This window comes from Pectinatus brassicae (assembly GCF_014201835.1).
GTDB lineage: Bacteria > Bacillota > Negativicutes > Selenomonadales > Selenomonadaceae > Pectinatus > Pectinatus brassicae.
The window spans coordinates 52,095-78,085 of record NZ_JACHFH010000011.1 but is presented as its reverse complement, the minus strand read 5'-3'; the positions used below and the strand labels follow the sequence as shown (position 1 = coordinate 78,085).

General features: G+C 33.4%; 23 protein-coding genes. 1 reads left to right on the top strand and 22 read right to left on the bottom strand.

Annotation, left to right across the window (positions count from 1 at the left end; all coding sequences use genetic code 11):
* Positions 1-414 precede the first annotated feature (414 nt).
* From HNR32_RS05825 to HNR32_RS05760, 14 genes are all read right to left on the bottom strand, one after another.
* Entirely contained in the window at positions 415-1,230 is an 816-nt protein-coding gene (locus HNR32_RS05825; protein ID WP_183860615.1) for an urease accessory protein UreD, read from the bottom strand.
* A complete protein-coding gene (gene ureG, locus HNR32_RS05820) occupies positions 1,223-1,831 on the bottom strand; it encodes an urease accessory protein UreG (RefSeq protein WP_183860612.1) in 609 nt (202 codons plus the stop codon). Before ureG ends, HNR32_RS05825 begins: the two co-directional genes overlap by 8 nt.
* Before the next feature lie 20 nt (positions 1,832-1,851).
* The gene (locus HNR32_RS05815; protein ID WP_183860611.1) at positions 1,852-2,568 is read right to left on the bottom strand and encodes an urease accessory protein UreF; all 717 of its coding nucleotides are present in this window, start codon (positions 2,566-2,568) and stop codon (positions 1,852-1,854) included.
* Positions 2,549-3,046 carry an urease accessory protein UreE gene (locus HNR32_RS05810; protein WP_183860608.1) on the bottom strand — a complete coding sequence of 166 codons (498 nt, stop codon included), beginning with the start codon at positions 3,044-3,046 and terminating at the stop codon, positions 2,549-2,551. The genes HNR32_RS05815 and HNR32_RS05810 overlap by 20 nt, the downstream gene beginning before the upstream one ends.
* A gap of 12 nt (positions 3,047-3,058) precedes the next feature.
* A complete protein-coding gene (ureB, locus tag HNR32_RS05805) occupies positions 3,059-4,777 on the bottom strand; it encodes an urease subunit beta (RefSeq protein WP_183860606.1) in 1,719 nt (572 codons plus the stop codon).
* On the bottom strand, positions 4,774-5,154 hold the full coding sequence (ureB, locus tag HNR32_RS05800) for an urease subunit beta (protein ID WP_196611009.1): 381 nt from the start codon (positions 5,152-5,154) through the stop codon (positions 4,774-4,776). The genes ureB (HNR32_RS05805) and ureB (HNR32_RS05800) overlap by 4 nt, the downstream gene beginning before the upstream one ends.
* A gap of 12 nt (positions 5,155-5,166) precedes the next feature.
* Positions 5,167-5,469 carry an urease subunit gamma gene (gene ureA / locus HNR32_RS05795; RefSeq protein WP_183860604.1) on the bottom strand — a complete coding sequence of 101 codons (303 nt, stop codon included), beginning with the start codon at positions 5,467-5,469 and terminating at the stop codon, positions 5,167-5,169.
* Positions 5,470-5,488: 19 nt separating this feature from the next.
* The gene (gene urtE, locus HNR32_RS05790; RefSeq protein WP_183860602.1) at positions 5,489-6,178 is read right to left on the bottom strand and encodes an urea ABC transporter ATP-binding subunit UrtE; all 690 of its coding nucleotides are present in this window, start codon (positions 6,176-6,178) and stop codon (positions 5,489-5,491) included.
* Positions 6,171-6,926 (bottom strand): urea ABC transporter ATP-binding protein UrtD, encoded by a 756-nt coding sequence (urtD, locus tag HNR32_RS05785; protein ID WP_183860600.1) that lies wholly within the window; start codon positions 6,924-6,926, stop codon positions 6,171-6,173. Before urtD ends, urtE begins: the two co-directional genes overlap by 8 nt.
* Before the next feature lie 8 nt (positions 6,927-6,934).
* Positions 6,935-8,017 carry an urea ABC transporter permease subunit UrtC gene (gene urtC / locus HNR32_RS05780; protein WP_183860598.1) on the bottom strand — a complete coding sequence of 361 codons (1,083 nt, stop codon included), beginning with the start codon at positions 8,015-8,017 and terminating at the stop codon, positions 6,935-6,937.
* 15 nt (positions 8,018-8,032) lie between these two features.
* A complete protein-coding gene (urtB, locus tag HNR32_RS05775) occupies positions 8,033-8,941 on the bottom strand; it encodes an urea ABC transporter permease subunit UrtB (protein ID WP_183860596.1) in 909 nt (302 codons plus the stop codon).
* 85 nt (positions 8,942-9,026) lie between these two features.
* Entirely contained in the window at positions 9,027-10,268 is a 1,242-nt protein-coding gene (urtA, locus tag HNR32_RS05770) for an urea ABC transporter substrate-binding protein (protein ID WP_231038050.1), read from the bottom strand.
* Between the two features lie 211 nt (positions 10,269-10,479).
* Complete coding sequence (locus tag HNR32_RS05765) at positions 10,480-11,244, bottom strand: response regulator transcription factor (RefSeq protein ID WP_183860593.1); 765 nt, start codon at positions 11,242-11,244, stop codon at positions 10,480-10,482.
* A gap of 3 nt (positions 11,245-11,247) precedes the next feature.
* Positions 11,248-13,893: an ATP-binding protein gene (locus HNR32_RS05760; protein WP_183860591.1), complete on the bottom strand. Its 2,646-nt coding sequence runs from the start codon at positions 13,891-13,893 to the stop codon at positions 11,248-11,250.
* Positions 13,894-14,094: 201 nt separating this feature from the next.
* Here HNR32_RS05760 and HNR32_RS05755 point away from each other — a divergent pair, with 201 nt between their 5' ends.
* On the top strand, positions 14,095-15,174 hold the full coding sequence (locus HNR32_RS05755; RefSeq protein ID WP_183860589.1) for a hybrid sensor histidine kinase/response regulator: 1,080 nt from the start codon (positions 14,095-14,097) through the stop codon (positions 15,172-15,174).
* A gap of 262 nt (positions 15,175-15,436) precedes the next feature.
* On the opposite strand, the gene HNR32_RS05750 is transcribed toward HNR32_RS05755, so the two are convergent.
* From HNR32_RS05750 to HNR32_RS05715, 8 genes are all read right to left on the bottom strand, one after another.
* The gene (locus HNR32_RS05750; protein WP_231038049.1) at positions 15,437-16,444 is read right to left on the bottom strand and encodes a tyrosine-type recombinase/integrase; all 1,008 of its coding nucleotides are present in this window, start codon (positions 16,442-16,444) and stop codon (positions 15,437-15,439) included.
* 494 nt (positions 16,445-16,938) lie between these two features.
* Positions 16,939-18,993, bottom strand: a complete 2,055-nt coding sequence (recG, locus tag HNR32_RS05745) for an ATP-dependent DNA helicase RecG (RefSeq protein WP_183860587.1) — start codon at positions 18,991-18,993, stop codon at positions 16,939-16,941.
* 66 nt (positions 18,994-19,059) lie between these two features.
* Positions 19,060-19,458, bottom strand: coding sequence for a tRNA (N6-threonylcarbamoyladenosine(37)-N6)-methyltransferase TrmO (tsaA, locus tag HNR32_RS05740; RefSeq protein ID WP_183860585.1), 399 nt, complete (start codon positions 19,456-19,458; stop codon positions 19,060-19,062).
* A 58-nt stretch (positions 19,459-19,516) separates the two neighbouring features.
* Positions 19,517-21,331 (bottom strand): aspartate--tRNA ligase, encoded by a 1,815-nt coding sequence (gene aspS / locus HNR32_RS05735; RefSeq protein ID WP_183860583.1) that lies wholly within the window; start codon positions 21,329-21,331, stop codon positions 19,517-19,519.
* Between the two features lie 2 nt (positions 21,332-21,333).
* Positions 21,334-22,599: a histidine--tRNA ligase gene (gene hisS, locus HNR32_RS05730; protein ID WP_183860581.1), complete on the bottom strand. Its 1,266-nt coding sequence runs from the start codon at positions 22,597-22,599 to the stop codon at positions 21,334-21,336.
* Positions 22,600-22,611: 12 nt separating this feature from the next.
* Positions 22,612-24,105, bottom strand: a complete 1,494-nt coding sequence (gene hemZ / locus HNR32_RS05725) for a coproporphyrinogen dehydrogenase HemZ (protein ID WP_183860579.1) — start codon at positions 24,103-24,105, stop codon at positions 22,612-22,614.
* Positions 24,087-24,539, bottom strand: coding sequence for a Fur family transcriptional regulator (locus tag HNR32_RS05720; protein WP_183860577.1), 453 nt, complete (start codon positions 24,537-24,539; stop codon positions 24,087-24,089). Before HNR32_RS05720 ends, hemZ begins: the two co-directional genes overlap by 19 nt.
* Before the next feature lie 170 nt (positions 24,540-24,709).
* Entirely contained in the window at positions 24,710-25,948 is a 1,239-nt protein-coding gene (locus tag HNR32_RS05715) for an LL-diaminopimelate aminotransferase (protein ID WP_183860575.1), read from the bottom strand.
* Positions 25,949-25,991: the final 43 nt, after the last annotated feature.

Genomic DNA, 25,991 nt, shown 5'->3' with positions numbered 1-25,991 from the left:
TCCACGATCTTCTCTTTGAAGATGTTGTCCAGGCTTGCGTTCTGATTCATTTATGGTAAAATTGGAGTAGTCCATAGTGATTATTCCCCCGTGTAGATATTTTTATGGTGATTATATTCTAACACGAGAATAGTCCCTATGGATTTTTTATTTACTGTTCAATTTGATTATACAATTAACCATACTAAATTATTTATGTAGCAGGAAAAAATATAAATTTTTCGGAATCATCGGGAATTTTCCAACCAATACCGCTGTGCGGATGAACAAAATTATAATATGTTTTAATTTAATGAAAAATAACAGACTATGCTTGTTTACGTGTATAAACATAGATAAATTAACATTTAAGGCAAATAAAAAAGTTTTCAGCAACAGCTAATTTATAGATTTCTTATAATAACTAACATATTATTATTGAGTATCTAATTCATTTTTTACAGTATCAATAAAATTTATTAAAGATTCAGCGGAATGAGCGAATGCTTTTATGCATAGATGTTTATTTAATATACAACTTATGCCACCATCAATTCTATTATTTTCATTAATTATTTTATGCAGGTTAGCACAGAATTCATTATTAATAGCAAAATTAAAAATAAGTATTGTTGCTAAGTGCGTATAATTTTCATAAAATCCAAAACTTGTTAAATTTTGTTGCTGCGGTATGTAACGAGTATTTTCAAAGTAACTGATAATATTATCTATATAGATTTTTAATGGTGCACAATATTTTCTGTATAAAAACTGTTCCTGACGAGCTACTCGACCACAGTTTAAGATTTCACTATAAAAAAGGCGGGCAGTTTGGTTTGTAAGATAAATATCAGTTTTATTTGTAAATGCCGATTGACTAAATGGAATTACAGGCTGGGGCATATAAAATAAAATGGTATCTTTATCCAATGTGATTTTAGTGTTGCGAACAGCTTCACCATTGTTCATTTTATGAATTTTTTCAAATGATTGTGCGGTCAATTCTACAGCTGAACCTGATTCTAATTCAATATTTAGTTTTTGACAATCACCTTCCATAATACCAGCTGAAGCAGTTAAAATCATGAAGTGTGCTAATTTTTTTGCTATAAAAGGTTTCATTATTTTAAATGGTGCCGTAAAAAAGGCATCATCCAAAATAGTTTTGTGTTGTTGCTCAATAAATTTTAAATTAAGATAAGAGGTTTTTCCATACGCATTACTAGCAATAGATTGTTTTTCATTAAGCATCTTCCAGCAAGGCCTCATGTTTTATCCAAGCTATTATTTTATCAACACCTTTATTTTCTCGGATATTTGTAAATATAAATGGTTTATTATTACGCATTTTTCTTGAATCGTATTCCATTATGTCTAAATCAGCACCAACATATGGAGCTAGATCAATTTTATTAATAACCAAAAGATCAGAGCGCATAATACCAGGACCGCCCTTGCGGGGAATTTTATCACCCTCGGCAACATCTATAACAAAAATGGTTTTATCAGCAAGTTCCGGGCTAAAAGTAGCTGATAAATTATCACCACCGCTTTCAATAAAAAATATTTCAACATCAGGAAATTTTTTTTCCATTTCTTCTATGGCATCCAAGTTCATTGATGCATCTTCCCTAATTGCGGTATGTGGACAACCGCCGGTTTCTACACCTACAACCCGTTCTTTTTCCATTATAGAATTTTTAATTAAAAATTCAGCATCTTCCTGTGTATAAATATCATTAGTAATAACACAGATACTGTATTTATCGGCAAGTTTACGTGTTAAAGCTTCTATTAAAGCTGTTTTACCTGAACCTACTGGTCCGGCTATACCAATTTTTACATATCCCATAAATAAATTTCTCCTTATTTTTATGACATATACAGTCGTGAATACAAGGTTTCATGCTGCATAGATCTTAAATCAAATCCGGGGACAGCTATACAAAAATCATCAATAGTCAGTGCTGAAAGTTTCTTTAAAAGCTGTGGCCAACGGGTATAACATTGCTGTAAAATTTGTTGCCCAGCAGTTTGACTTAAAGGAACACTTTTAACACAAATATTTATTAGTCCGGCCATTTGAGAATAAAGATAATTGTCAAGGCAGTCATCAATATTTATGTCTGTTGCTGCACAAAATATACCGTAAACTATCGGATGACAGTGATCCTGCGAATTGTTAATATATTGTTTAAAAATATTATCAATGCCTGCTAATGACAAGGTTTGCAGCATTTTTATAAATCGGTTTCCCAGTTTAATACTGGCATTACGAAGTTCCTGTGGTGCTTTTGCTGCTAAATACAACTGTTCCATAGTTAGAATGGCTGTTAAATTATGAGTATGACTATGGTCATAAGTCAGTTTTACAGCTAGTAATTCACTGTATAAAAATGCATTATCTATATATTGCATCATCCATTGCTGCGCTGTATTTTGATCATATACCAGTCCATGCTGTACATATGTTTCCAAACCATAAGAGTGAACATAAGAACCAATAGGAAAAAGAGCATCATTAATTTGTAATAATAAAAATTTTTTATTCAGCGCAGCCATATCATTATCAGGCATGGCTATGTCCATTATTATGAGTATGACTGTGACCATGCACCAGTGAAGAAGAAATACGATACTTATTGTCTAGACACACATCTTCAATAGTAAAAGAAAGATGCAATTTTTGCAGTAATTCTTCAAATGGTTTATCATATGGCAACGCAAAATTTTTACCATCGGTAGTGTAATAAAAAGGAGCATGACGATTACCGACTTCATAACAAAAAGTAATAAGTTTGCTGCGATTATCACAATTAACAACTAAGCATTTGCTGGGAATAATATTGATAGTAATTGCATCATTATCTACTACAGACAAAACATCTCCCTGATGCAGACCGTTAAATTTATCAGTATTTAAACAAATAGCAATATCACGTCCTTTAGTGCTTACTAAACGATGTATTTTTTTTTGACTGTTATACCATTCAATGTTTACAGTATCTATAGATTTATTGGTAAATTGTTTATCTGAAATATTTCCAGTTATTTGCTCTATTAACATTAGAATCTCTCCTTAAAAAAGATTATATAGCTGGGCTAAAGATAGCTTTTCAGCTGGTTTACTAATTATATGTTCACCATCTACATGTACAGCATAAGTTTCAGGATCAACATCAATATGTGGTGTCTTATCATTAAAAAGCATGTCTTTTTTACTTATAGCACGACAGTTATGTACAGGCAGGACCGTTTTTTCCAATCCCAACTGTTCTTTAATGCCATTTTCCCAGGCTGTTTTTGCGACAAATGTCATGCAAGTAGAATATTTAGCTTTACCATCGGCACCAAACATATGCCGATAAAATACGGGCTGTGGTGTAGGAATAGATGCATTTGGATCGCCCATTTTACCCGCAATAATCATACCGCCTTTTATAATAATATCCGGACGCACACCAAAAAAGGCAGGATTCCAAATAACAAGATCGGCTATTTTCCCTTTGCTTATTGAGCCTACGTACTGAGAAATTCCCTGCATTACTGCCGGATTGATTGTATATTTAGCTATATAGCGTCGAATGCGAAAATTATCATTATCACCATGTTCTTCTTTTAATCGGCCACGTTCTTTTTTCATCTTGTCAGCTGTTTGCCACGTACGAGTGATTACTTCGCCGACACGTCCCATAGCTTGTGAATCTGAACTCATCATACTAAAAATCCCCATATCATGTAAGACATCTTCAGCTGCAATTGTTTCAGGTCGTATACGGGAATCAGCAAAAGCCACATCTTCAGGTATACGACTGTCAAGATGATGACAGACCATCAGCATATCAAGATGTTCATCAATAGTATTCACTGTAAATGGCATAGTAGGATTAGTGGAAGATGGTAATATATTATTATAGCTGGCAGCTTTGATAATGTCAGGAGCATGCCCGCCGCCAGCACCTTCAGTATGATATGTATGAATTGTCCGACCAGCAATAGCCCGTAGAGTATCTTCTACACAGCCGGCTTCATTGAGAGTATCTGTATGAATAGCTGTTTGAACATCATATTTATCAGAAACCTGCAAACAAGCATCTATTACCGCCGGTGTAGCACCCCAGTCTTCATGAATTTTTAAACCAACAGCACCCGCTAATATTTGTTCTTCCAAAGGCTGTATATTCGAACAATTTCCCTTGCCTAAAAAGCCTAAATTCATAGGGTAGGCATCAGCTGCCCGCAGCATTTGAGCTAAATTCCACGGTCCTGGGGTACAAGTTGTAGCATTAGTGCCATCAGCGGGGCCGGTTCCCCCACCAATCATAGTAGTGATACCACTATATAATGCTGTATCGATTTGTTGTGGACTAATAAAATGTATATGAGAATCGATACCGCCAGCGGTAACAATCATACCCTCGGCAGCAATAGCTTCGGTAGAAGCACCAATTGTCATGCCGGGGGTTACATTATCCATAATATCAGGATTACCAGCTTTGCCAATAGCGGCAATTTTTCCGTTTTTAATACCAATGTCAGCTTTATATATGCCATAAACATCTATGATTAATGCATTAGTAATAACAAGATCAAGATCTCCGGTACGGCTAAGTGTATTAACTGACTGCCCCATACCATCACGCAGTGTTTTACCACCACCAAACTTTGCTTCATCACCATAAAAAGTATAATCCTTTTCTACTTCCAGAAAAAGCTCTGTATCAGCCAGACGAACTTTATCACCTGTTGTTGGGCCAAACATCATAGCGTATTCTGCTGCATTCATTTTGCGACTCATATATCATCGTCCTCCTGCCAAATACCAAGTTTTTTTATTTTTTCTATTGCTAAACGGCGGGTAGTTTCATTGATCTGACCGCAAGTAAGGGAATTAAGTCCAAATACACGTTTGTTCCCGCCAATTTCTACTAGCTGTACTGTTTTTTCTTCACCGGGCTCAAAGCGTACTGATGTTCCTGAAGGGATATCCAAATGCATACCAAAAGCCTTACTTCTATCAAATAACAAACAACGATTGACTTCAAAAAAATGAAAATGTGAGCCTACTTGTACAGGCCGGTCGCCTGTATTAGTAATTATAATGGTTATAGTTATACGATTACTATTTAATTCTATATCACGATTCGCTGTTATGATTTCTCCAGGAATTATCATTTTTATGCTCCTTTACTGTATAGGATTATGAACTGTTACCAATTTGGTACCATCAGGAAAAGTAGCTTCAATTTGAACTTCATGAATCATAGAAGGAACTTCTTCCATAACGTCATTACACGATAGTATCTTACGGCCCTTTTGCATTAATTCAGTTACTGTTTTTCCTTCTCGGGCCAGTTCCAGTAACTGTTTACTAATGTATGCAATAGATTCTACATAGTTTAATTTTATGCCTCGGTCTTTACGCTGTTGAGCTACATTACCAGCATAGTGCAACAATAATTTTTCCATATCTTTTGGTGTCAAATGCATTGAAATTTTCCTCCTTAAATTAAATAGCAATTTTGTGTTGTATTTCTTCTTTATCCATTTTACTAACAAGTCCCTGAGCGATAATTTCACCTTTATCCATAACATAATAATCATCAGCAATATTAAGAATGAATTCTAAATATTGTTCTACGATTAAAATAGTATATCCTTCCTTTTTTAAAAGAAGTATTACCTTACCAATATCCTGAATAATAGATGGTTGAATGCCTTCTGTTGGTTCATCTAAAATTAAGAGTTTGGGGTGGGAAACAAGTGCTCTGGCAATAGCCAGTTGTTGTTGTTGTCCACCACTAAGATTACCACCTTTGCGAGTAAGCATTTCTTTTAGTACAGGAAATAATTCATAGATTTTAGGTGATATTTTTCCAATACCGTTATTTATTTCTAAACCCAAACGTAAATTTTCAGCAACGGTCATTTGTGGGAATATATCGCGTCCCTGTGGTACATAACCAATACCTGAACGAGCCCGAGTATAAGTTGGTTCATTAATTAATTCTTTATTTTCAAGACAAATACTGCCATGTGGAGTGCATACCATACCCATAATACTTTTTAAAAATGTGCTTTTGCCAACACCATTTCGCCCCAGCAGACAAACAATACGACCTTCTTGCACATTAAGATCTATATTTTTTAATATGATACTTTCACCATAATAGGCTTGTAAATTTTTTATCTTAAGCACAATTTTCACCACCTCTTCCTAAATATACATCTATTACTTTAGGATTGTTTTGTATATGGTTTACACTGCCTTCATCTAAAACAGCTCCTTCATGTAATACCGTTACCATACTTGCATATTCACGTACAAACTGCATGTCATGTTCAACAACTATTACTGTACAGTGCGCAGCAATTTTTTGTAATAATTCCCCTGTTTTAGTGGTTTCTTTACGGCCCATTCCGGCAACGGGCTCATCTAATAAGATAAGCTGCAGATCTTGTACTAATAACATAGCTATTTCTAACCATTGTTTTTGACCATGCGATAATTCAGAAGCTTTTCTATAACGATAGTCAAATAAATCTACTAATTCTAGTATTGTATTTATTTTTTCTCGTTGGGATTTGGTTATATTATTGAAAATAGCAGAAAAAATGCCTCTATTCTTAACTACAGAAATTTCCATATTTTCATAAACGGATAAACTTGTAAATACAGACGGGACTTGAAATTTGCGACCAATACCAATATTAACAAGTTCATGTTCAGCATAATGCAAAACGTTCTTATTGTTATTAAAAATAATAGAACCATGCTGTGGTTTTATGCGTCCACAAATTGCATCTAACAATGTTGTTTTACCGGCACCATTTGGGCCAATGAAAAAACGAATTTCACCTTTATTTATTTTAGTATTAACATTGTTTACAGCATAAAACCCGTCAAAAGATATTATAAGATCTTTGATTTCTAAAATAGTATTCATAGTACACCTCAATTTATAGATGGAGCTTTTTGGATTATTTTTTCTTTTTTATTATGCCATGTAAATAGATGGGATGCATATTTTTTTACTAATCCCACAAGTCCTTCTGGCATAAATATTACTACAACAATAAATGTCAATCCAAGAAAGTAGGACCATATTTCAGGAAAAGATTCACTTATACCGCTTTTTAAACCATTAACTAAAATAGCACCAATAACAGCACCAATTAATGTACCACGCCCACCAATGGCTACCCAGATAACCATTTCAATTGATGGAACAATTCCCATTTCAGCAGGAGAAATAATACCTACTTGTGGAACAAAAATAGCTCCAGCTATTCCGGCAATAGCTGCTGAAGAAATATATACAAATATTTTATAAATAGTAGGATTATATCCAGAAAATCTGACTCTGTTTTCACCATCACGAATAGCAATTAAGATTTTACCAATACGATGATTAACTATAAAACGACAATACGTATATACTAAAATTAAAAATAGTATGGAGGCATAATATAATATATATTTTGTATTATCAGCAGCTAAGGACAAGCCAAAAATTGTCTGAAAACTAGTGAGGCCATTAGTACCTCCGGTATAGGCCTGTTGCCCGATAAAAAGAACTACAAAAATTAAAGATAAAGCTTGGGATAATATAGAAAAATATACACCACGAATACGATTTTTAAATGTTAAATAACCAATAACTGCTGCCAGTAAAGCCGGAATAATTATTATAAAAAGTAATGATAATGGATTTGAAAAAGGAGCCCAAATAGCGGGCAAATGTTCCAATCCACTCCACGACATAAAATCCGGCAATTTGCCATGCGCTGCCTCTAATTTCAGGTACATACCCATGGCATAAGCTCCAAGTCCAAAAAAGACACCATGTCCTAAGCTTAAAATACCTGTATATCCCCAAATTAAATCAATACCAATAGCTAAAATCGCATATGAAATGAATTTACCTAGAAGATTTATTCTAAATACACTTAAAAATAACGGTGCTGCTAAAAGTGATAATATAATAATTAAAAAGGTCCAATTGGCGGGTGCTTTAATGAATTTTTTTACAAACAATTATAATCATCCTTCCTATTCATCAAGTGAGCGGCTATGAACAGTAAATAGTCCTTGGGGACGCCATTGTAAAAATAAAATAACAAGTGTAAACACCAATACTTTTCCTGATGTAGTATTGGTTAAAAACTCCAATGTTGTGTTGCCTGTCCCAATTAAAAGACCACCAGCAATAGTTCCCCATAAACTACCCACACCACCAAGAACTACGACCATAAAAGTGTTTACTATATAACCTGTACCAAGTGTGGGACCTATTGATCCTAAAAGTGTTAGCGCACAACCAGCTATTCCAGCCAGACCCGAACCAAAAGCAAATGTATAGGAATCTATTTTGCGGGTATTTATACCAAGACTGGCTGCCATATCCCGATTTTGCATAACAGCCCTGATCTTTCGTCCGTAATTGCTGCAATACATTAAATAATATATTATCAGCATACAAATTATAACCATTCCCATAATAAAGAGACGTTTATATGGTAATTGAAGACCAGGAGATAATAATAGGGCACCATTAAGCCAATTGGGACTTTTGACATCAACATTAGGAGCACCAAAAATACTGCGGGCCAACTGCTGCAAAACAATGCTTACTCCCCATGTAGCAAGCATACTGTCTAGTGCGCGACCGTATAAATGACAAATAATAATTCTTTCTAAGACCCAGCCAATACTAGCAGCTAATAAAAATGCTATAGGTATGGCTATAAAAAAATACCAATTAAAAAATGATGCGGGTAAATATTGTGTGAAAAAATTTTGTACTATATATGCAGCATATGCTCCAATCATGATAAACTCACCATGTGCCATATTGATTATTTTCATAAGACCAAATGTAATAGCTAATCCTAAAGCAGCTAACATAAAAATAGAGCTTACACTAATACCATTAAAAATTTGTAAAATATAAATGTCCATGATTTTCACCTCTATTAAATCTTGAAAAATGAGAATGAGAAATAAAGCGGTATATACATAAATATACCGCTTTATTTTTTTATATTTAGTTAGCTAAACCTTTTGCCCAGTCATATGTTTTTAAATATGGGTCTGGACGAACAGGTCCTGGTGTACTCCAAACTTCTTTGATAGATCCATCAGCCTGAACTTCGCCAATGCGAACTGTTTTCCAAAGATGCTGATTTTCACCTTCAATTTTCACTTTTCCTTCTGGTGCATTAAATTCTAATCCCTTAGCTGCAGCTTTTACTTTATCAACATCAGTCGAACCAGCTTTTTCTACAGCAGCAGCCCAAAGGTATACAGCATCATAAGCCGCTTCAATAGGATCATCAGTTACACGATCTTGACCATATTTTGCTTTATAATTCTTTACAAAAGTTTTGTTTTCAGGTGTATCGGTTGTTTGGTAGTAATTCCAGGAAACTAATTGACCAGCCATATTTCCTGCACCAATACCACGTACTTCTTCTTCAGCTATACTAACAGAGCAGGTAATTAAGTCTTTAGTATTGATACCAGCATCTTTAAGTTGTTTAAAGAAAGCAACGTTGCTATCACCATTTAAAGTATTAAATACAACATCTGGTTTTTCATTTTTTATTTTATTGATGATTGTACTATAATCAGTATGTCCCATTGGTGTATATTCCTCACCGACCAGTGTTCCGCCTTTAGCCTTTAATTCAGCCTTAATTATTTTATTGGCTGTACGAGGAAATACATAATCAGATCCTATTAAGAAAAATTTCTTCCCTTTATTTTTTAATAACCAATCAACGGCCGGAACAATTTGTTGATTAGGTGCTGCTCCGGTATAAAAAATATTTGGTGATGATTCCATTCCTTCATATTGCACAGGATACCATAAAAGACCATGATTATTTTCAAATACAGGTAATACAGCTTTGCGACTAGCTGATGTCCAACAACCAAAAACAGTTGCTACTTTGTCCTGTTGCAATAGTTTTTTTGCTTTTTCTGCAAATACAGCAGGGTCAGAAGCGCCATCTTCAGTTACTACTTCTATCTTTTTACCGAGTACACCGCCTTTTGCATTAATTTCATCAATAGCCATCATTTCGGCATCTTTTACAGAAACTTCACTTATAGCCATTGTTCCACTTAAGGAATGAAGTACACCAACTTTAATAGTGTTCTTATCATTATTTGAGTTGGAGGCTTGTGTTCCCGCACAACCGCTCAAAAAGGCTGATGAAACGAAAAGTGCTGCCATTGCTAAAGCAGTCTTTTTTTTCATTTTACGCAAAAACCTTATTTGCATAAATTTGTCTCTCCTTTCGCATAACCACAAAAAACACTGTAATATAGATAAATACAATAAAATTATTTATCTATATTACAGCGTCATTGCTGTTTGCTTTGTTATTTTATTTACACTAATAGTGTATCAACTTTTACTTGGAGAAAAAACCACACAAAAAAGCGATTTACCAGTAAAAAAAAGTTTAATTTTAAGATGCAAATGGATTATATTACAATTTATATATCGATTTATGTTCAGTATCACTACTTCTTTTATATTCACCGGGAGTCATATTGGTATTTAGTTTAAATAACCGTCTAAAATAATCAGGATTAGCATAACCAAGCTTATTACTAATTTCATAAGTTTTATATTTTCCACTACGCAACAAATATTTAGCATGTTCCATTTTTATTTTTGTTAAGTAGTCATTAAAATTTTTCCCCATTTTTTGTTTAAAATATTTTCCCGCATAATCGTGACTTAATGAAAATTCCTGGGCGAAATTGTCTAATGTAATATTATTTTCAACATTGTTTAAAATAAAACGACAGATTTTGGCAGCAGTACTATCATTGTGTATTTCATATTTTTTGGCAATTTCTTCCTGCAGATATTTTTCACTGGTAAGATGTGTATGAATACGTTGCAAAACAGCAGTTAAATCTTTATCAGATGGAGGCTTAGTCATATAGTCGAAAACCCCTAAGCGGATACCTCTTTGTGCATATTCAAAATCACTGTATGTACTTAATAAAACAATACAACCATGCCAATTTTGGCGACGGACTTCATCTAAAAAAGAAAAACCATCCATTCCAGGCATTCGTATATCTGTAATAATAAGATCAAATGATGTTTTTTTTAAAAGTATTAAAGCTTCTTTCCCATCAGCAGCTTCGCCAGCGATGTAAAAATCTGTTGATTTCCAATTAAAACGTTTTAAGATATATCGTTCAGCACGATCATCATCGACTAACAATACGCTATGCATATATTATCCTCCAAATATTTCTTTTAATTTATTATTCAATAAATCAGCCGCAATAGGAAAATCATAATTTTCTATTTTCTGCCATAATTGATTATAAAAAGTTTCACCACACAATGCAGTTAAATAATTATGCATTTTATAACATAGTCCCTTAGCTGAAAAATCACCTGTTTCTAATAATAAAATTAAGCTGGTAATATCTTCTTTAGTAAAGTTACTATTATCTATGTTTTTTATACTTGAAGTATGTTTTTTCAGATAAGAATCAATTTGCAGCATAGTTTCAGTAAATATAGTATTAAATTGATTAATGCTATCGGACCAAGTATTATTTTTTATTATTGGTAATAGTATGCTGCTTGCTGAATATAATTTACTGGCACCAATATTGCCGGACAGACCTTTTAATTCATGCAAATATTCATATGCTCTTTTATAATCATGCTGAGCAATATACTGTTGAATTAATTTATTATCATTATTATGCTGACGATAAAATAAAGATAAAATACTTTGATATGTAGTTATATTACCATCTAATTTTTCAATAATAGTTTCCGGTTCCAAAAATAAATCTGATGTTTTTGCATAATCCTGAGTAGGTTTTAATTGTAGTTTTAAAACATTTATTAATATTTGCTGCAACTTATTTATTTGTAAAGGTTTTTCTATATAATCAACCATACCTGCCGCTATTACTTTTTTGCGTATATCACCCAAAACATCAGCTGATAATGCGACTATTGGTGTAGAATTATTAAGAGTGCTTTTCTTTAAATAGTTTGCTGTTTCATAGCCATCCATTACAGGCATTCTAATATCTAATAATATAAGATCATACTCATATTTTTTAGCTAAAGATAAAGCTTTTTTTCCACTATCAGCTATAGTGACATTAAAATTTAAGCTGCTTAGAATTTCTTCAGTCATATGTAAATTAATTATATTATCTTCAATGAGTAATACACGAATACCTTGAAAATTAAAATTAACAGTTGGCATTATTGCAGGAATGTCAGTATTTGTTTGTTGAACGGGAAATGAAAATATAAAAGTAGAGCCTTTACCAATAGTACTTTTTACATTTAAACGGCCTTCCATAAGATTAGTAATTTGCTGACTTATTGCAAGGCCCAATCCTGTTCCACCAAATCGACGAGATGTTGACAGATCAGCCTGTGTAAAGGCTTCAAAAAGATGTTTTTTAGCATCTTCAGTAATCCCAATACCTGTATCTTGTACATTTATAGATATCCATGCACTATTTCCTACTTGTATTTCTGAATTTATAGTTAGTTTAATAAATCCATGTTCTGTGAATTTTAGAGCATTTGATAATAGATTTAAAACAATTTTTTTTAAACGAAAAGCATCACCAACAATGATATTGGGAACATCTGGATTTATTTCCATGGAAAAATCAATTTCTTTTTTTGCTGCTTCTATATTAATCATTGTATATAACTCATTTAACGCCTGATAAAGGCTAAATGGAACCATTTCCAATTGAATTTTTCCTGATTCAATTTTAGAAAAATCTAAAATTTCATTAACAATTTCCAGGAGATTTTTTGCGGCTAATCCGATATTATTTGTATACAAAGCGGTTTTGGAAGTTAAATTTTGTTTTTTTAACATGTAATGATATCCAATAATTGTATTTAATGGTGTTCTTATTTCATGACTCATATTAGCTAAAAATTCACTTTTAGCTGCATTGGCTTTTTCAGCTTCATCTTTTGCCTGTGACATATGTTTTTCAGCTTTTTGCCGTCGTTTTAATTCTTGTTGAAAAGAATTATATAAGTTATTAAAGGTATCTGCTAAAATAGAAAGTTCTTTGGTACCTTCCGCCGATAAAGAAAATTTTTTCTGAAATGAAAAATCTTCTAATTTTTCAATATAATGTTTTATAGGATATGTTATATAAAGCATAAAAACACGCATTAATCCTAAAATTTCCGCTATAATTAAGCATGCCAATATGACCTGTAATATAAAAGCGTGATAAAGATTCTTACGAGCTTTTAACAATTCATTTTCCAAACGCTGATTCATCGTTTTTTGAAAGGCAGCAATTGGCTGCATAATATGTTCTTTACTTTTGTCATAATTATTGTCAAACATAATTTCTATAGCTTTTCTTTTTTTTTCAGCATCAGATAACTGACTATCTTCTGCAATCAATTTTTTCTTAGCTACAGATTGTGGCATGTATTTTTCATTAACATGTTTTGATTCAAGAATTAAGCGCATAGAACGGCGTTCTGTCTCCACTAATTTATCGGAATGTTTTTTAGCATCTTCTAATAATACCAGTTCTTTTAATGGTGCGTTTGCCTCTTGCATTTTTTTTATTACATAATCACGCGTTTTTGTTGTTTCTATTTCCCTCCAATAATTTTCCATATGCTTACGATCACCGGTAATGGCATATTTTCGAGCTTCAGCAGTTAAATAATCAGAAGCTTCTGCTAAAGAAACGCCTAATTGCTGAAACATTATACGATGTTCCTCAGCCGTTTTTTCAGCATTGATATTTATTTTCATATAGATGCTGCTAATGGCTAATAGCGCAGTAATCATAAAAAAACTAATTACCATAAAACGACTTAATAGCGCTTGTGTCATGACAAAATTTCGTTTCATATCTATAGCCTCCAAATTATTTTAATTATGATGTCAGAAAATTATAAAAAAAGCCTGACCTATAGAAAAGGTCAGGCATCATTGCCATAATTCATTTAAATATTATAAACTAATAACTGTTGATTGACAAATACAGTATATTTTCACTTGCAAGGGAAAATACATATGTTAAAATAATAAGCAAAAAGAAGAGGTGTTTGCATGTCTGTTCCTTACGAAAAACAAATTCTTATTATTGATGATTCAGCAGCAAGTATTGAATTGGTAAGCCATATATTAAAGCGTTCATATTTTTCTATTAGAATAGCAAAAAGTGCTAATGCCGCTTTAAAACTATTGCAGAATCAATTGCCAAATCTAATACTGCTTGATGTAAGCATGCCGGAAATGAATGGTTTTGATTTTTGCCAGGTATTAAAAAATAATCATCAATATAGTAGTATCCCAATTATTTTTTTAACAGCCAGTAATGATGAAGAAAGTATAAAAAAAGCATTTGAACTTGGTGCACAGGATTATGTTACAAAACCTTTTAAACCTGCTGAATTAATAGCCCGTGTTAATACTCAGTTAAAGCTTATACAACAAACTGAAGATTTAAAAAATGCTTATAATAATCTTGATGCATTTTGCTATTCTGTAGCGCATGACTTAAAATCACCGCTGTTATCTATCAAAAAATTAATCGATTTTTTATTGGAGGATTGCTGTACAAAATTCACTAATGATGAAGAAGAGTTAGCAAAAAATATACAGGAAAAAGTTGCAGAGGTTACTGGTATTATCGATCACTTATTAGGATTTTCCCATGCGGGCAGTCAAAAAATAAGTATTAGTAAAATTGACACTAAAACCCTTTTTTATACTGTTTTTAAAGAATTATCTACCTTGGAAGGTGAGCGTCAAATTTGTTTTCAAGTGGAAGATTTACCAATAATACAGGGCGATCCTGTTTTGTTCAAACTTTTATTTCAAAATATTTTATCTAATGCTTTAAAATATACACGGAAAGAAAAATGTGCAGTTATTCATATTGATTTTGAAGTACTAGAAAATTATATTATTTTTTCTGTTGCTGATAACGGAGTAGGCTTTGATATGAAATATGCGGATCGTTTGTTTCATGTGTTAGAACGACTTCATTCCAATAAAGAATTTGAAGGTAACGGTGTTGGACTGGCTATTTGTCAACGTATATTGCAACGACAAGGTGGGAAAGCATGGCTCACCGGAAAATCAGGAGATGGTGCAACATTTTTTTTCTCAGTTCCTAATTTATAAAAAAGATTATTATTATAATGCTGAGCTTAATAGAACCAATGATTTATTTTAAAGAATAAATTTTCAGAATTGTTTTTTACACACACTTTTATCAGTAGCTACTAACCTATTACTAATTAATAATGATTTCTTTTAGCATATACAAGTCTTATATTTTAAAAAAATATAAGATCAATATTACTAATAAATATTTAGTATTCAATAGTAATGCTGATTTTGTATAAATAATAAGCTAATAATTATTATTGTATTTTAGTATCGTTTATTTATTATTAAAATCAATATCAGAAGTATAACGATTATCCATCTGGCTAAAGACATGAGCATATTTACTTGTAATGTTAATATCACTGTGTCGTAACACTTGTTTTACAATTTGTAGATCCTTAGTTTTACTATAGAGCAATGTACCACAGGTATGGCGCAACATATGGCAACTGATACCCTTCTTTTTATAACCAGCTGAATCAAGCCATTTATCAATATTACGCCTGATATTACGGCGATCCATGCGGCCGCCTTTATTGCGATTGCCTATAGCTGTAAATACCGGCTCCCCTAATTTATCTGGTTTATCTATATCAACATAGCGTTCCTGCAGATAATATTTTAGATATTTTAGTACATCTTCGCGTGGATAAATAAAGTCATTATGTCCTTTACCATGAATATATATGGTTTTTACGTGCCAATCAATATCAGCTGTTGAGAGGCGATATATTTCTATTGTACGCAATCCTTCCAAGGCCATAAGCATAATCATAGCTTTATCGCGGATGTTTTCAACATGATTGTCACCGTCAGGAATAATAGATAATAAATGTTCTAATTTATCAACAGTAAGAAATTTTAAAGGTGAGATATCGTTTGGTTCATAGGCTTTTATGCCGATATCTTGAGCAGGGTTTTCTTCAATAAGTTTAAGTTTTATAGCTGTATTATAAAATTGGCGAATAGCATTAAGCTTACTTTTTATACTGCCTTTTTTCATTTTTAAGCGCACGAGCATATCGCGATAATAAGTGAATTCATATTCATTTATTTTTAATGGATGACGTTTATTGAAGCGACACCATTCTATATAATTATCGATAGTAGAACAATAATTGCGCATAGTATCTTCTGAAGGAGATCCATGTGACAGATAGCGAACTAAAAAAGTCTTATAATTGAGGATAAAAGTATTGTGATTTATTTCGTATTCAGGAATATAATCAGGTATAGCCATAAAATTTTCCGGAATGGCAGCCAAAGTTTTTATGTTTTCCATTATTAAGACATCCTTGTATTTATTGATGTTAATATCATTCTAAGTCCTATTTTTTATGAAGTAGGACTTAGAATAGATATATTATAGCACATATTTTTTTAAAACAAAATATGTGCTATAAAAATAATAGAACAGAAAAATCTTTTGTATTTAACAAACATTCGAAAACGATAATTTCACCTTTAAATTTCGCTTTTAAATTTAAGTTTTAAGCCAAGAAAAAATAAATCGTGTATAAATATATGAAAAACGTCGTTTTATTCGTACACGGAATATATATAAACGATAAGGCATTTGCTGTAAAAATAATAAAATTATTAACTTAAATAATATTACATATTTTGTCATTACGATTACCGTTTAATAATAAATATTAGTTACAATTTGCTGATATAGATAATTATTATTTATAATGTATAATTATCGTATAATACATATTGCTTGATATTTTTATCGAATGATAGAATATAATTATATTCTAATAATATCTACTATTAAACATCATTAATGTGTAGAAAGTTGTTTTTATATTGCAGTTGAATGATTTTATTTATGGTATATAGATTATTTTTATCCTGACAATATTTTTCGGCAGCAGTTCGAGCCTGTAATAAAATTGCCGCATCATTAAATACATCAGCAATCTTTAAATCAGGCAGTCCATGCTGCATGGAACCGAAAAACTGTCCTGGACCACGCAGCTTTAAATCCTCTTCAGCCAGTTTAAAGCCATCGCTCACTTTTTCCATAAGTTCTAATCGCTGTTTTGAGTTATCATTCTTATTATTAGATAATAAGATACAATATGACTTGTATTCTCCGCGTCCGATACGACCACGCAGCTGATGCAGTTGGGCCAACCCAAACCTATCAGCACCTTCCACTACCATTACTGATGCATTAGGGATATTTACTCCTACTTCAATTACTGTTGTAGAGATAAGCAATTTTATTTCATTGCTGCAAAAGCGCTGCATAATGTCTTCTTTTTCATTGGCAGACAATTTACCATGTAATAATGCACATTTTATATCATGAAAAACACCATTAGACAATTCATCATAAATTTCTTCAACAGATGTGGACTTTATATTGTCAGATAGTTCAATAAGCGGGCATACTACATATGCTTGACGTCCAGCATCTATCTGGTCATGAACAAATTTATATATTTTAGGCCGTGCTTCCTCGGTTCGCAGAAAAGTGCGTATAGGCTGCCGGCCTGGTGGTAAATGATAAATGCTGGAAACGTCAAGATCACCATATACGGTAAGGGTCATAGTACGAGGAATAGGTGTAGCTGTCATTACTAGCACATCAGGCATAGCTGTAGCTTTATTTTCTAAACGTGCCCTTTGGGCAACACCAAAACGATGCTGTTCATCAGTTACGACAAGACCTAATTTGTTAAATTCTACTTTATCCTGTATTAGGGCATGAGTTCCGATAACTATCTGCCAATCGCCAGCAGCAATATTTTCTAAAGCGATGCGATGTTCTTTAGCAGACAGACTTCCTGTCAATAAGCCAACTTTGATACCTAGTGGAGCTAGAAGCAATTCAAAACTTTGCAGATGTTGTTTTGCCAAAACTTCAGTAGGCGCCATGAGTGCACCCTGATAACCATTTTCTACAGCTTTAATCAGAGCCAGCATAGCGATAACAGTTTTACCTGAGCCAACATCCCCTTGTAGTAAGCGCTGCATAGGAATATTTTTTTCCATATCACTATATATTTCATGCCAAGCTTTATTTTGATCAGCTGTCAAAGCAAAAGGTAAATTTTGCAGTAATTTGGCAACTAATTTATCATTTGATAAATAACGAATACCGGCCTTTTTTTGTTGGCTTAATTTGCGCATATAAATAAGACCACATTGTATTAAAAATAATTCTTCGAATATCAATGTCTGTCGTGCTACAGTCAAGTCCTGTTTATTATTAGGAAAATGAATCTGCTGTAATGCCGTGAGTTTATCAAGTAAATTATATTTATCAATAATGTTTTGCGGCAATGCATTAGGAATTGATTCCATGGAATCAATGATGTTTTGCATCATAGTTCGAAAGAACTTAGGCTTGATAAATTCTGGTAGTGCATATAAAGGTGCGAATTTATATTGAGCGTTACTGTCTTCTGATTTAAAGTAATTTATGACCTGCTTTATTGCTAGTTGTCCATAGCCACCATAAGCATAGCCTGTTTTACCTTTCACAAAGATTTCGTCATTTATCTTTAATGTTTTTTTTATAAAAGGCTGATTAAACCAGACAATTTGGATTGAGCCTGTTGTATCAACTAAAATAGCCGTAGTTATTTTCATACCGCGGTGCGTACTTTTTTCCTGAATGGTTAGAATGCGACCGGCAATATTCACTGTTTCATTAGGATTAAGCATAGCAATCGGTGTTACTTCACTTTGGTCACTATAACGCTTGGGATAGTATGTTACTAAATCATAAATATTTTCTATTCCCAAACTTTTTAAGATTTGGGCTTTTTTAGGACCAACTCCTTTTATAAATTGGATACCTTGTTCAAAATTCACTTATTTCACCTACAAACTATAGCTTTATATAAATCGAATGATATTATTTATATTATATACTGAGTATTAGCTTTCCGACAAGATTATGGGCTTAATATCAAGTACTGGTGTATCATTAAGCATATCTACTCCAGCAAAATAAAGTTCATTTTTGTTTATTTTTATAATTTTTGCCCGGGATATACCAATATGATTGGGACGATGTGGTGAACGGATATTAAAAACACCGGTTTCTTTATTACTGCCATGTGGAAATTGAATTAGCGGTGCTTGACTTGATTTATGAAAATAAAATATGATATTTATCATTTGTCCTGTTTGCAGTCCTGTAAGCCCTTGTTCATATTCGGGAAGCAACACGATTTTAGCAGTAGTGTCATAATTATAAAAGCTTTGTTTAGGGATATCTGTAATATAGCTATATTCTGATTCAATAAAACCAATAGGAGCCATCTTTATTTCCATATTTCCCTCCATAAATTAAGATAGGACTATCACAGTTTCAATGTGATAGTCCTTTATATCAGTCTTCGTTATTTTCTTTATGCTGTTTTTTAGCAGCAACAGTTGTTTTGATTGAAAGGTCACGTAGTTGTTTATTGTCGACATCAGAAGGAGCCTGAGTCATAAGACAAGAAGCACTCTGTGTCTTAGGGAACGCAATGACATCACGAATTGAGCTGCGTTTAGCCATAATCATGACTAAGCGGTCAAGTCCAAATGCCAATCCACCATGCGGTGGTGTGCCATATTGGAATGCATCAAGCATAAAACCAAATTTAGCATGTGCTTCTTCCGGAGTAAGACCGATTGCTTCAAATACTTTTTCCTGTAAATCGCTGTTATAGATACGCAGGCTGCCGCCACCAATTTCTGTACCGTTAAGTACCATATCATAAGCTTTAGCTTTGACGCGACCAGGATCGGTTGATAAATATTGAACATCTTCTTCACATGGAGCAGTAAATGGATGATGCATAGCTTTCCAGCGTTTGCCATCTTCATCATATTCAAACATTGGGAAGTCAATAACCCATAAGAAGGATAATTTATCAGCATCAATAAGATTTCTTCTGCGGCCCATTTCTAAACGTAATTCGCCTAAGGCCTGAGCAACAACAAGTGGTTTGTCAGCAACGACCAATAATAAGTCACCTGTTTTAGCCCCAGTAGCTTTCTTAATGTTTTCAAAAGTTTCTTCAGAGTAGAATTTTTTAAATGGTGATTTCACTTCCGTATCAGTATATTGAATCCATGCTAACCCTTTAGCTCCATAATTTTTAACATATTCTACTAAGCCATCAAGTTCACGGCGAGGAATATTAGCATAATCTTCAACATTGATAACTTTTACCTGTCCACCATTTTGTAATACTGATTCAAATACTTTAAATTCAGAGCCTCGGACATGTTCGGATATATCCATTAATTCCATACCAAAACGAAGGTCTGGTTTATCGGAACCAAATCTGTCCATGGCATCCTGCCATGTCATACGCAAGAATGGGCCATTTACTTTAGCGCCAATAGAATCATTAAATAATTCTATTACCATTTTTTCCATGGTAGTTAAAATATATTCCTGGTCGACAAAGGACATTTCAATATCAAGCTGGGTAAATTCCGGCTGACGGTCAGCGCGTAAATCTTCATCACGGAAACAACGTACGATTTGGAAGTATTTTTCATAGCCAGCAAGCATTAAGATCTGTTTGAAAATCTGTGGTGATTGTGGTAATGCAAAAAATTTACCAGGATTTAAACGGCTTGGTACTAAAAAGTCACGTGCGCCTTCTGGTGTACTTTTGGTAAGCATAGGTGTTTCTATTTCTAAGAAACCGTTTCTATCAAAATAATCGCGCATTATTTTGGTAACACGATGTCTAAGAATAAGGTTTTTTTGCATTTCCGGACGACGTAAGTCAAGATATCTGTATTTTAAGCGCAGTGTTTCATCTACATCAATGTTATCTTGTATGTAAAAAGGTGGAGTTTTAGCCGAATTTAATACACGTAATTCTTCACAATATATTTCAAATTCGCCTGTTTGCATATGAGGATTAACAGTTTCTTCTGAACGATGACTTACTTTACCGCGAACAGCGATAACAAATTCAGAGCGTAATGTTTCAGCCTTATGAAAAGCTTCTGCCCCCATTTTATCTTCAGCAAATACAGTCTGCACTAAACCTGAGCGATCACGCAGATCAACAAATATCAATCCACCATGGTCACGACGACGTGATACCCAACCACAGATAACAACTTCTTTGCCAACATCTTCCTTGCTGATTAACCCGCAATGATGTGTACGGGACATTCCTTCTAATGTTTCCATTATTATTTATTCACCTCAAAAATAATCTTATCTATTAATGTATCAAATGGTATTTCCATTTGTTCACTATCGTTCATATTTCTAACAGTAGCAATTTGTTTATCGATTTCATCTTCGCCTAATATAATGGCATATTGAGCATTATGTTTGTTAGCCTGTTTCATTTGTGCCTTCATACTGCGACCAGCATAATCCATGAGGGCTGCAATATTTTTACTGCGCAACTCATGCAATAATTTAAATGCTGGTTCTTTGGCTTTATCGCCCATAGCAACTATAAAGACCGTGCATTTTTCCTTATTTTTCGGTAGCAGCTGCTGAGTTTCTAATGCTAATAATACACGTTCCAGGCCTGTAGCAAAACCTACAGCGGGTGTTGGGTTTCCACCGCATTCTTCAATGAGTCCGTCATAGCGACCACCACCAAGTACAGCACTTTGAGCTCCAAGCGGAGTATATTTAAATTCAAAAGCAGTTTTGGTGTAATAATCGAGGCCGCGTACTAAACGCGGATCCAGCACAAAATCAACACCAATTGCTTTTAAATGATGCTGAAGATGCTCAAAATGATCAGCACATTCATCACACAAACAGTCAGTTATTTCAGGAACACCCACAGATAATTCTTTACAGGTAGGATTTTTGCAATCAAGTATTCGCAATGGATTCCTATCGAATCTTGATTGACAATCTTTGCATAAATGTTCAAATTTATCTTTGAAAAAAGCCTGTAATTTTTCCCGATAAACAGGACGACATTTCGGACAGCCTACAGAGTTAATTTTTAATATAACATCGGTAAGCCCAAGTTCCTTGAGAAAATCTGCACCAAGGCTGATAACTTCGGCATCCATCAATGGATTCTGTTCACCAATAGCTTCAACTCCAAATTGATGAAATTCACGATAACGCCCAGCCTGCGGTTTATCATAACGAAACATCGAGCCAATATAAAATAACTTGGTCAGATTATTATCGGCATAAAGTTTATTTTGTAAATAAGCTCTAACTGCCGAGGCTGTATTTTCCGGGCGTAAAGTTATACTGCGGCCGCCTCTATCTTCAAAAGTATACATTTCTTTTTCTACAACATCAGTAGTTTCACCAATACCGCGTAAAAATAATTCTGTATGCTCAAAAAGTGGTGTCCGGATTTCATTAAATCCATATTTAGCACAAAGTTCTCTAATTTTTTCTTCCAAATACAACCATTGGTGAATGGTATCTGGTAAAATATCTTTTGTCCCGCGTGGAACACTTGTTAGCATAAATATCTCCCCTTATTTTTCATATACTTCTTCCATCAAGGAAATACGCCGCATACTGTATTCGTTGACGCTTTGTAAATAAGTTTTTAAATCTTTAGGATTAAACAGCGTCTTTAAATAAGTTCCAGACGGAGCAACAACCTTTGTCGAAGCATTACCGCCTATCCCTAATATTGTCTGCTTTTCACTCATTATTTGTACGTTGTAAATACTTGCTGAATTTTTCAAGCAATAGCCAATATTTTCAAGCTGTCCGCTCATATAACCTTGACGATATAAGTAATATGGACTATAACCATTTTGGGATAATAGCTTTGAAGCTATTGCTGCCATATTTCTAGCTGTATCATCGTCAGGTATATTAATATCAGTCTGATGCAGTTTTAAGTAGGAACCTTTTTTAATAGCTAAAGCATGGACCGTTATATCATCTGGTGCCATAGCTATGACTTTATTTAAGGTATCTTCTACATCTGCTGCTGTTTCCCCAGGCAAGCCTATTATTAAATCCATATTTACTTTAGCAGTAGTAATCTGGCGAATCTCATTATAGGTATCAATAATATCCTGCGCAGTATGTTTACGACCAATGACTTTTAATGTTTTATCCTGCATAGTTTGTGGATTAACACTAATTCGGCTGACATTATATGTTTGCATTAAGTCGATTTTTTCTTTATTTATAGAATCGGGACGTCCAGCTTCTACCGTAAATTCGATTGTATCGTTAGTTTTCAATTTGTTGGCTTGTCTTAATAGATCGGAGAAATATTTTTCCGGCAGACTAGTTGGCGTACCACCGCCAATATATATTGTCTGAACCTTTAAAGAATATTGCGCTATAAGTTGTTTTAACACAGCAATTTCACTGCTCAAAGCTTGCATAAAAGCATCTAAAACAGAGCTGTCCGGTAACAAATTAGAAGGAAACGAACAATAGAGACATCTGGATAGACAAAATGGAATTCCAATATAAATACTTATGGTATTTTTATCAGAAGTCTGCAATATTGGCAGCTGTTTATAAGCAATATCTGTTAATAAAAGTGCTTTATCCTCAGTTACAGCATAATTTTTTATAAATTTATCGATTATTTGAGCACGGTTATAGCCGGCCTCAATATAACGATGAACAATCTTGGTCGGACGGACACCGTGTAAAATTCCCCAGGGGGCGATAACACTGCCAAACTGTTCACTTAACAAGTGATATAAATTCCATTTTATTAAGCGATTTATTGCAGCACGTGGTTTTTCATCGTTATCTGCTATTGATTTTTTTTGCAAACAAATACTATTAGCGCCTGTTTTAAATATTATTTTCGTAGTAACAGCAACAGGAATACAATTTTGTTCAGTATTGCATATTTCAATGCTGTCATAGGTACTATCTGTATTTGTAATATCAATCTTAAATAAGACTAATATTTCTTTTACAATTTTATAAACAACTTCTTTTTCATTATTTAGGACAAGTTCTTTTATATTTATTTTTTCTTCTGGCATTTACTGCAATATCCATAAAAAGTAACCTGATGATCGGTAATTTTAAAATTACTTTTTTTCATAATATCATCTTCCAGTTCGTCAAGTAAATCATCAGCAAATTCAGCAACTTTACCACAGCTAACACAAATTAAATGATGGTGTTGATGAGCATCGGCCGTAGCTGTATTAAGTTCATAACGACGACAGCCATCGCCAAAATCATTTTTTTGTAATATAGAAAGATCGGATAATAATTCCAAACTGCGATATACGGTGGCAAGACCAATATCATAACCTTTATCACGCAAAATATAGTGAACATCTTCTGCGCTTAAATGTTCACCGGGATTTTCAATAAAAACTTCCAACACTATTTTTCTCTGTGGCGTGATTTTATGATGCGGTCCTTTGAGTTTTTGTGTTAAATCATCAATAGTAATTTTATTGCTCATATCTAAGAACCCCTCTCCACATAAATTACTATAATAAAATAATTTTAGCAAAAATAACTATAGATTACAAAGAATTTTTGCTATTTATAATTTTATATTGATAAAAACGTATATAATAATAAAAAAGAGACTGGCATTAATTAATTAACAGCCTCTTTTTATTAAAATACTTAAAAATTTAAATTAGTTTTAATGCGCTCAACCGCTTTAAGTGTATTAGCTGTATCACCAAACGCTGTAAGACGGAAATAGCCTTCACCAGAAGGACCAAAGCCTGCACCAGGAGTACCGACTATATGCGCTTTAGTAAGCAGTAGGTCAAAGAATTCCCATGATTTCATACCATTAGGTGCTTTGAGCCATATATAAGGCGCATTTACGCCGCCAAAATATTCAATACCTGCATCACTTAATCCCTGACGAATTATTTTGGCATTATTCATATAATAATCAATGGTTGCTTGTATCTGTTTTTGACCTTCGGCAGATAAGACAGCTTCAGCAGCACGTTGAACAATATAAGCTGTACCATTAAATTTAGTAGTATGGCGACGATTCCAAAGTGGATTAAGTGCCTGTTTTTCTCCTGATTTTGTATAACCCATAACTGTTTTTGGCACTACTGTATAACCACAGCGCATACCAGTAAATCCGGCAGTTTTAGAGAATGAACGGAACTCAATAGCGACATCGCGTGCACCTTCAATTTCATAAATTGTTCTAGGTACATCGTCTTCAGTAATAAAATAAGAATAAGCTGCATCATAAAGCAGTACAGCATTGTTTTCTTTAGCATATTTAACCCACTGAGCCAGCTGATCTTTTGTCATTGTTGTTCCGGTAGGATTATTAGGACAACATATATATATCATATCAACATGCTGAGTTGGTTTTTGCGGGAGAAAATTATTTTGGGCAGTACACGGCATGTAAACAACATTTTCAAAAATGCCTTTATCAGCAATATATTCACCAGTTCTGCCAGCCATAACATTCGTATCAAGATATACTGGATATACTGGATCTGTTATGGCAATAACATTGTCACTGCCAAATATTTCTTGTATATTACCGCAATCACTTTTAGCACCATCACTGACAAATATTTCATCAGCGGCAATATCTGTATTACGTGCTTTATAAATAGTATTAACAATAGCTTCACGCAAGAAATCATAACCTTGTTCTGGTCCATAACCACGGAAGGTTTCAGCACTTGCCATATCCTCAACAGCTTTATGTAAGGCATCTATTACTACAGGTGCTAATGGCTGAGTAACATCACCAATGCCTAAGCTTATAACTTCAGCTGTAGGATTTTCTTCTTTAAAAATCTTAACACGACGGGCTATTTCAGCAAATAAATAACTACCTTGTAATTTTAGATAATTTTCATTGATTAATGTCATATACTACACCTCATATCTGAAATTATAAAAAAAGCTGTCCATA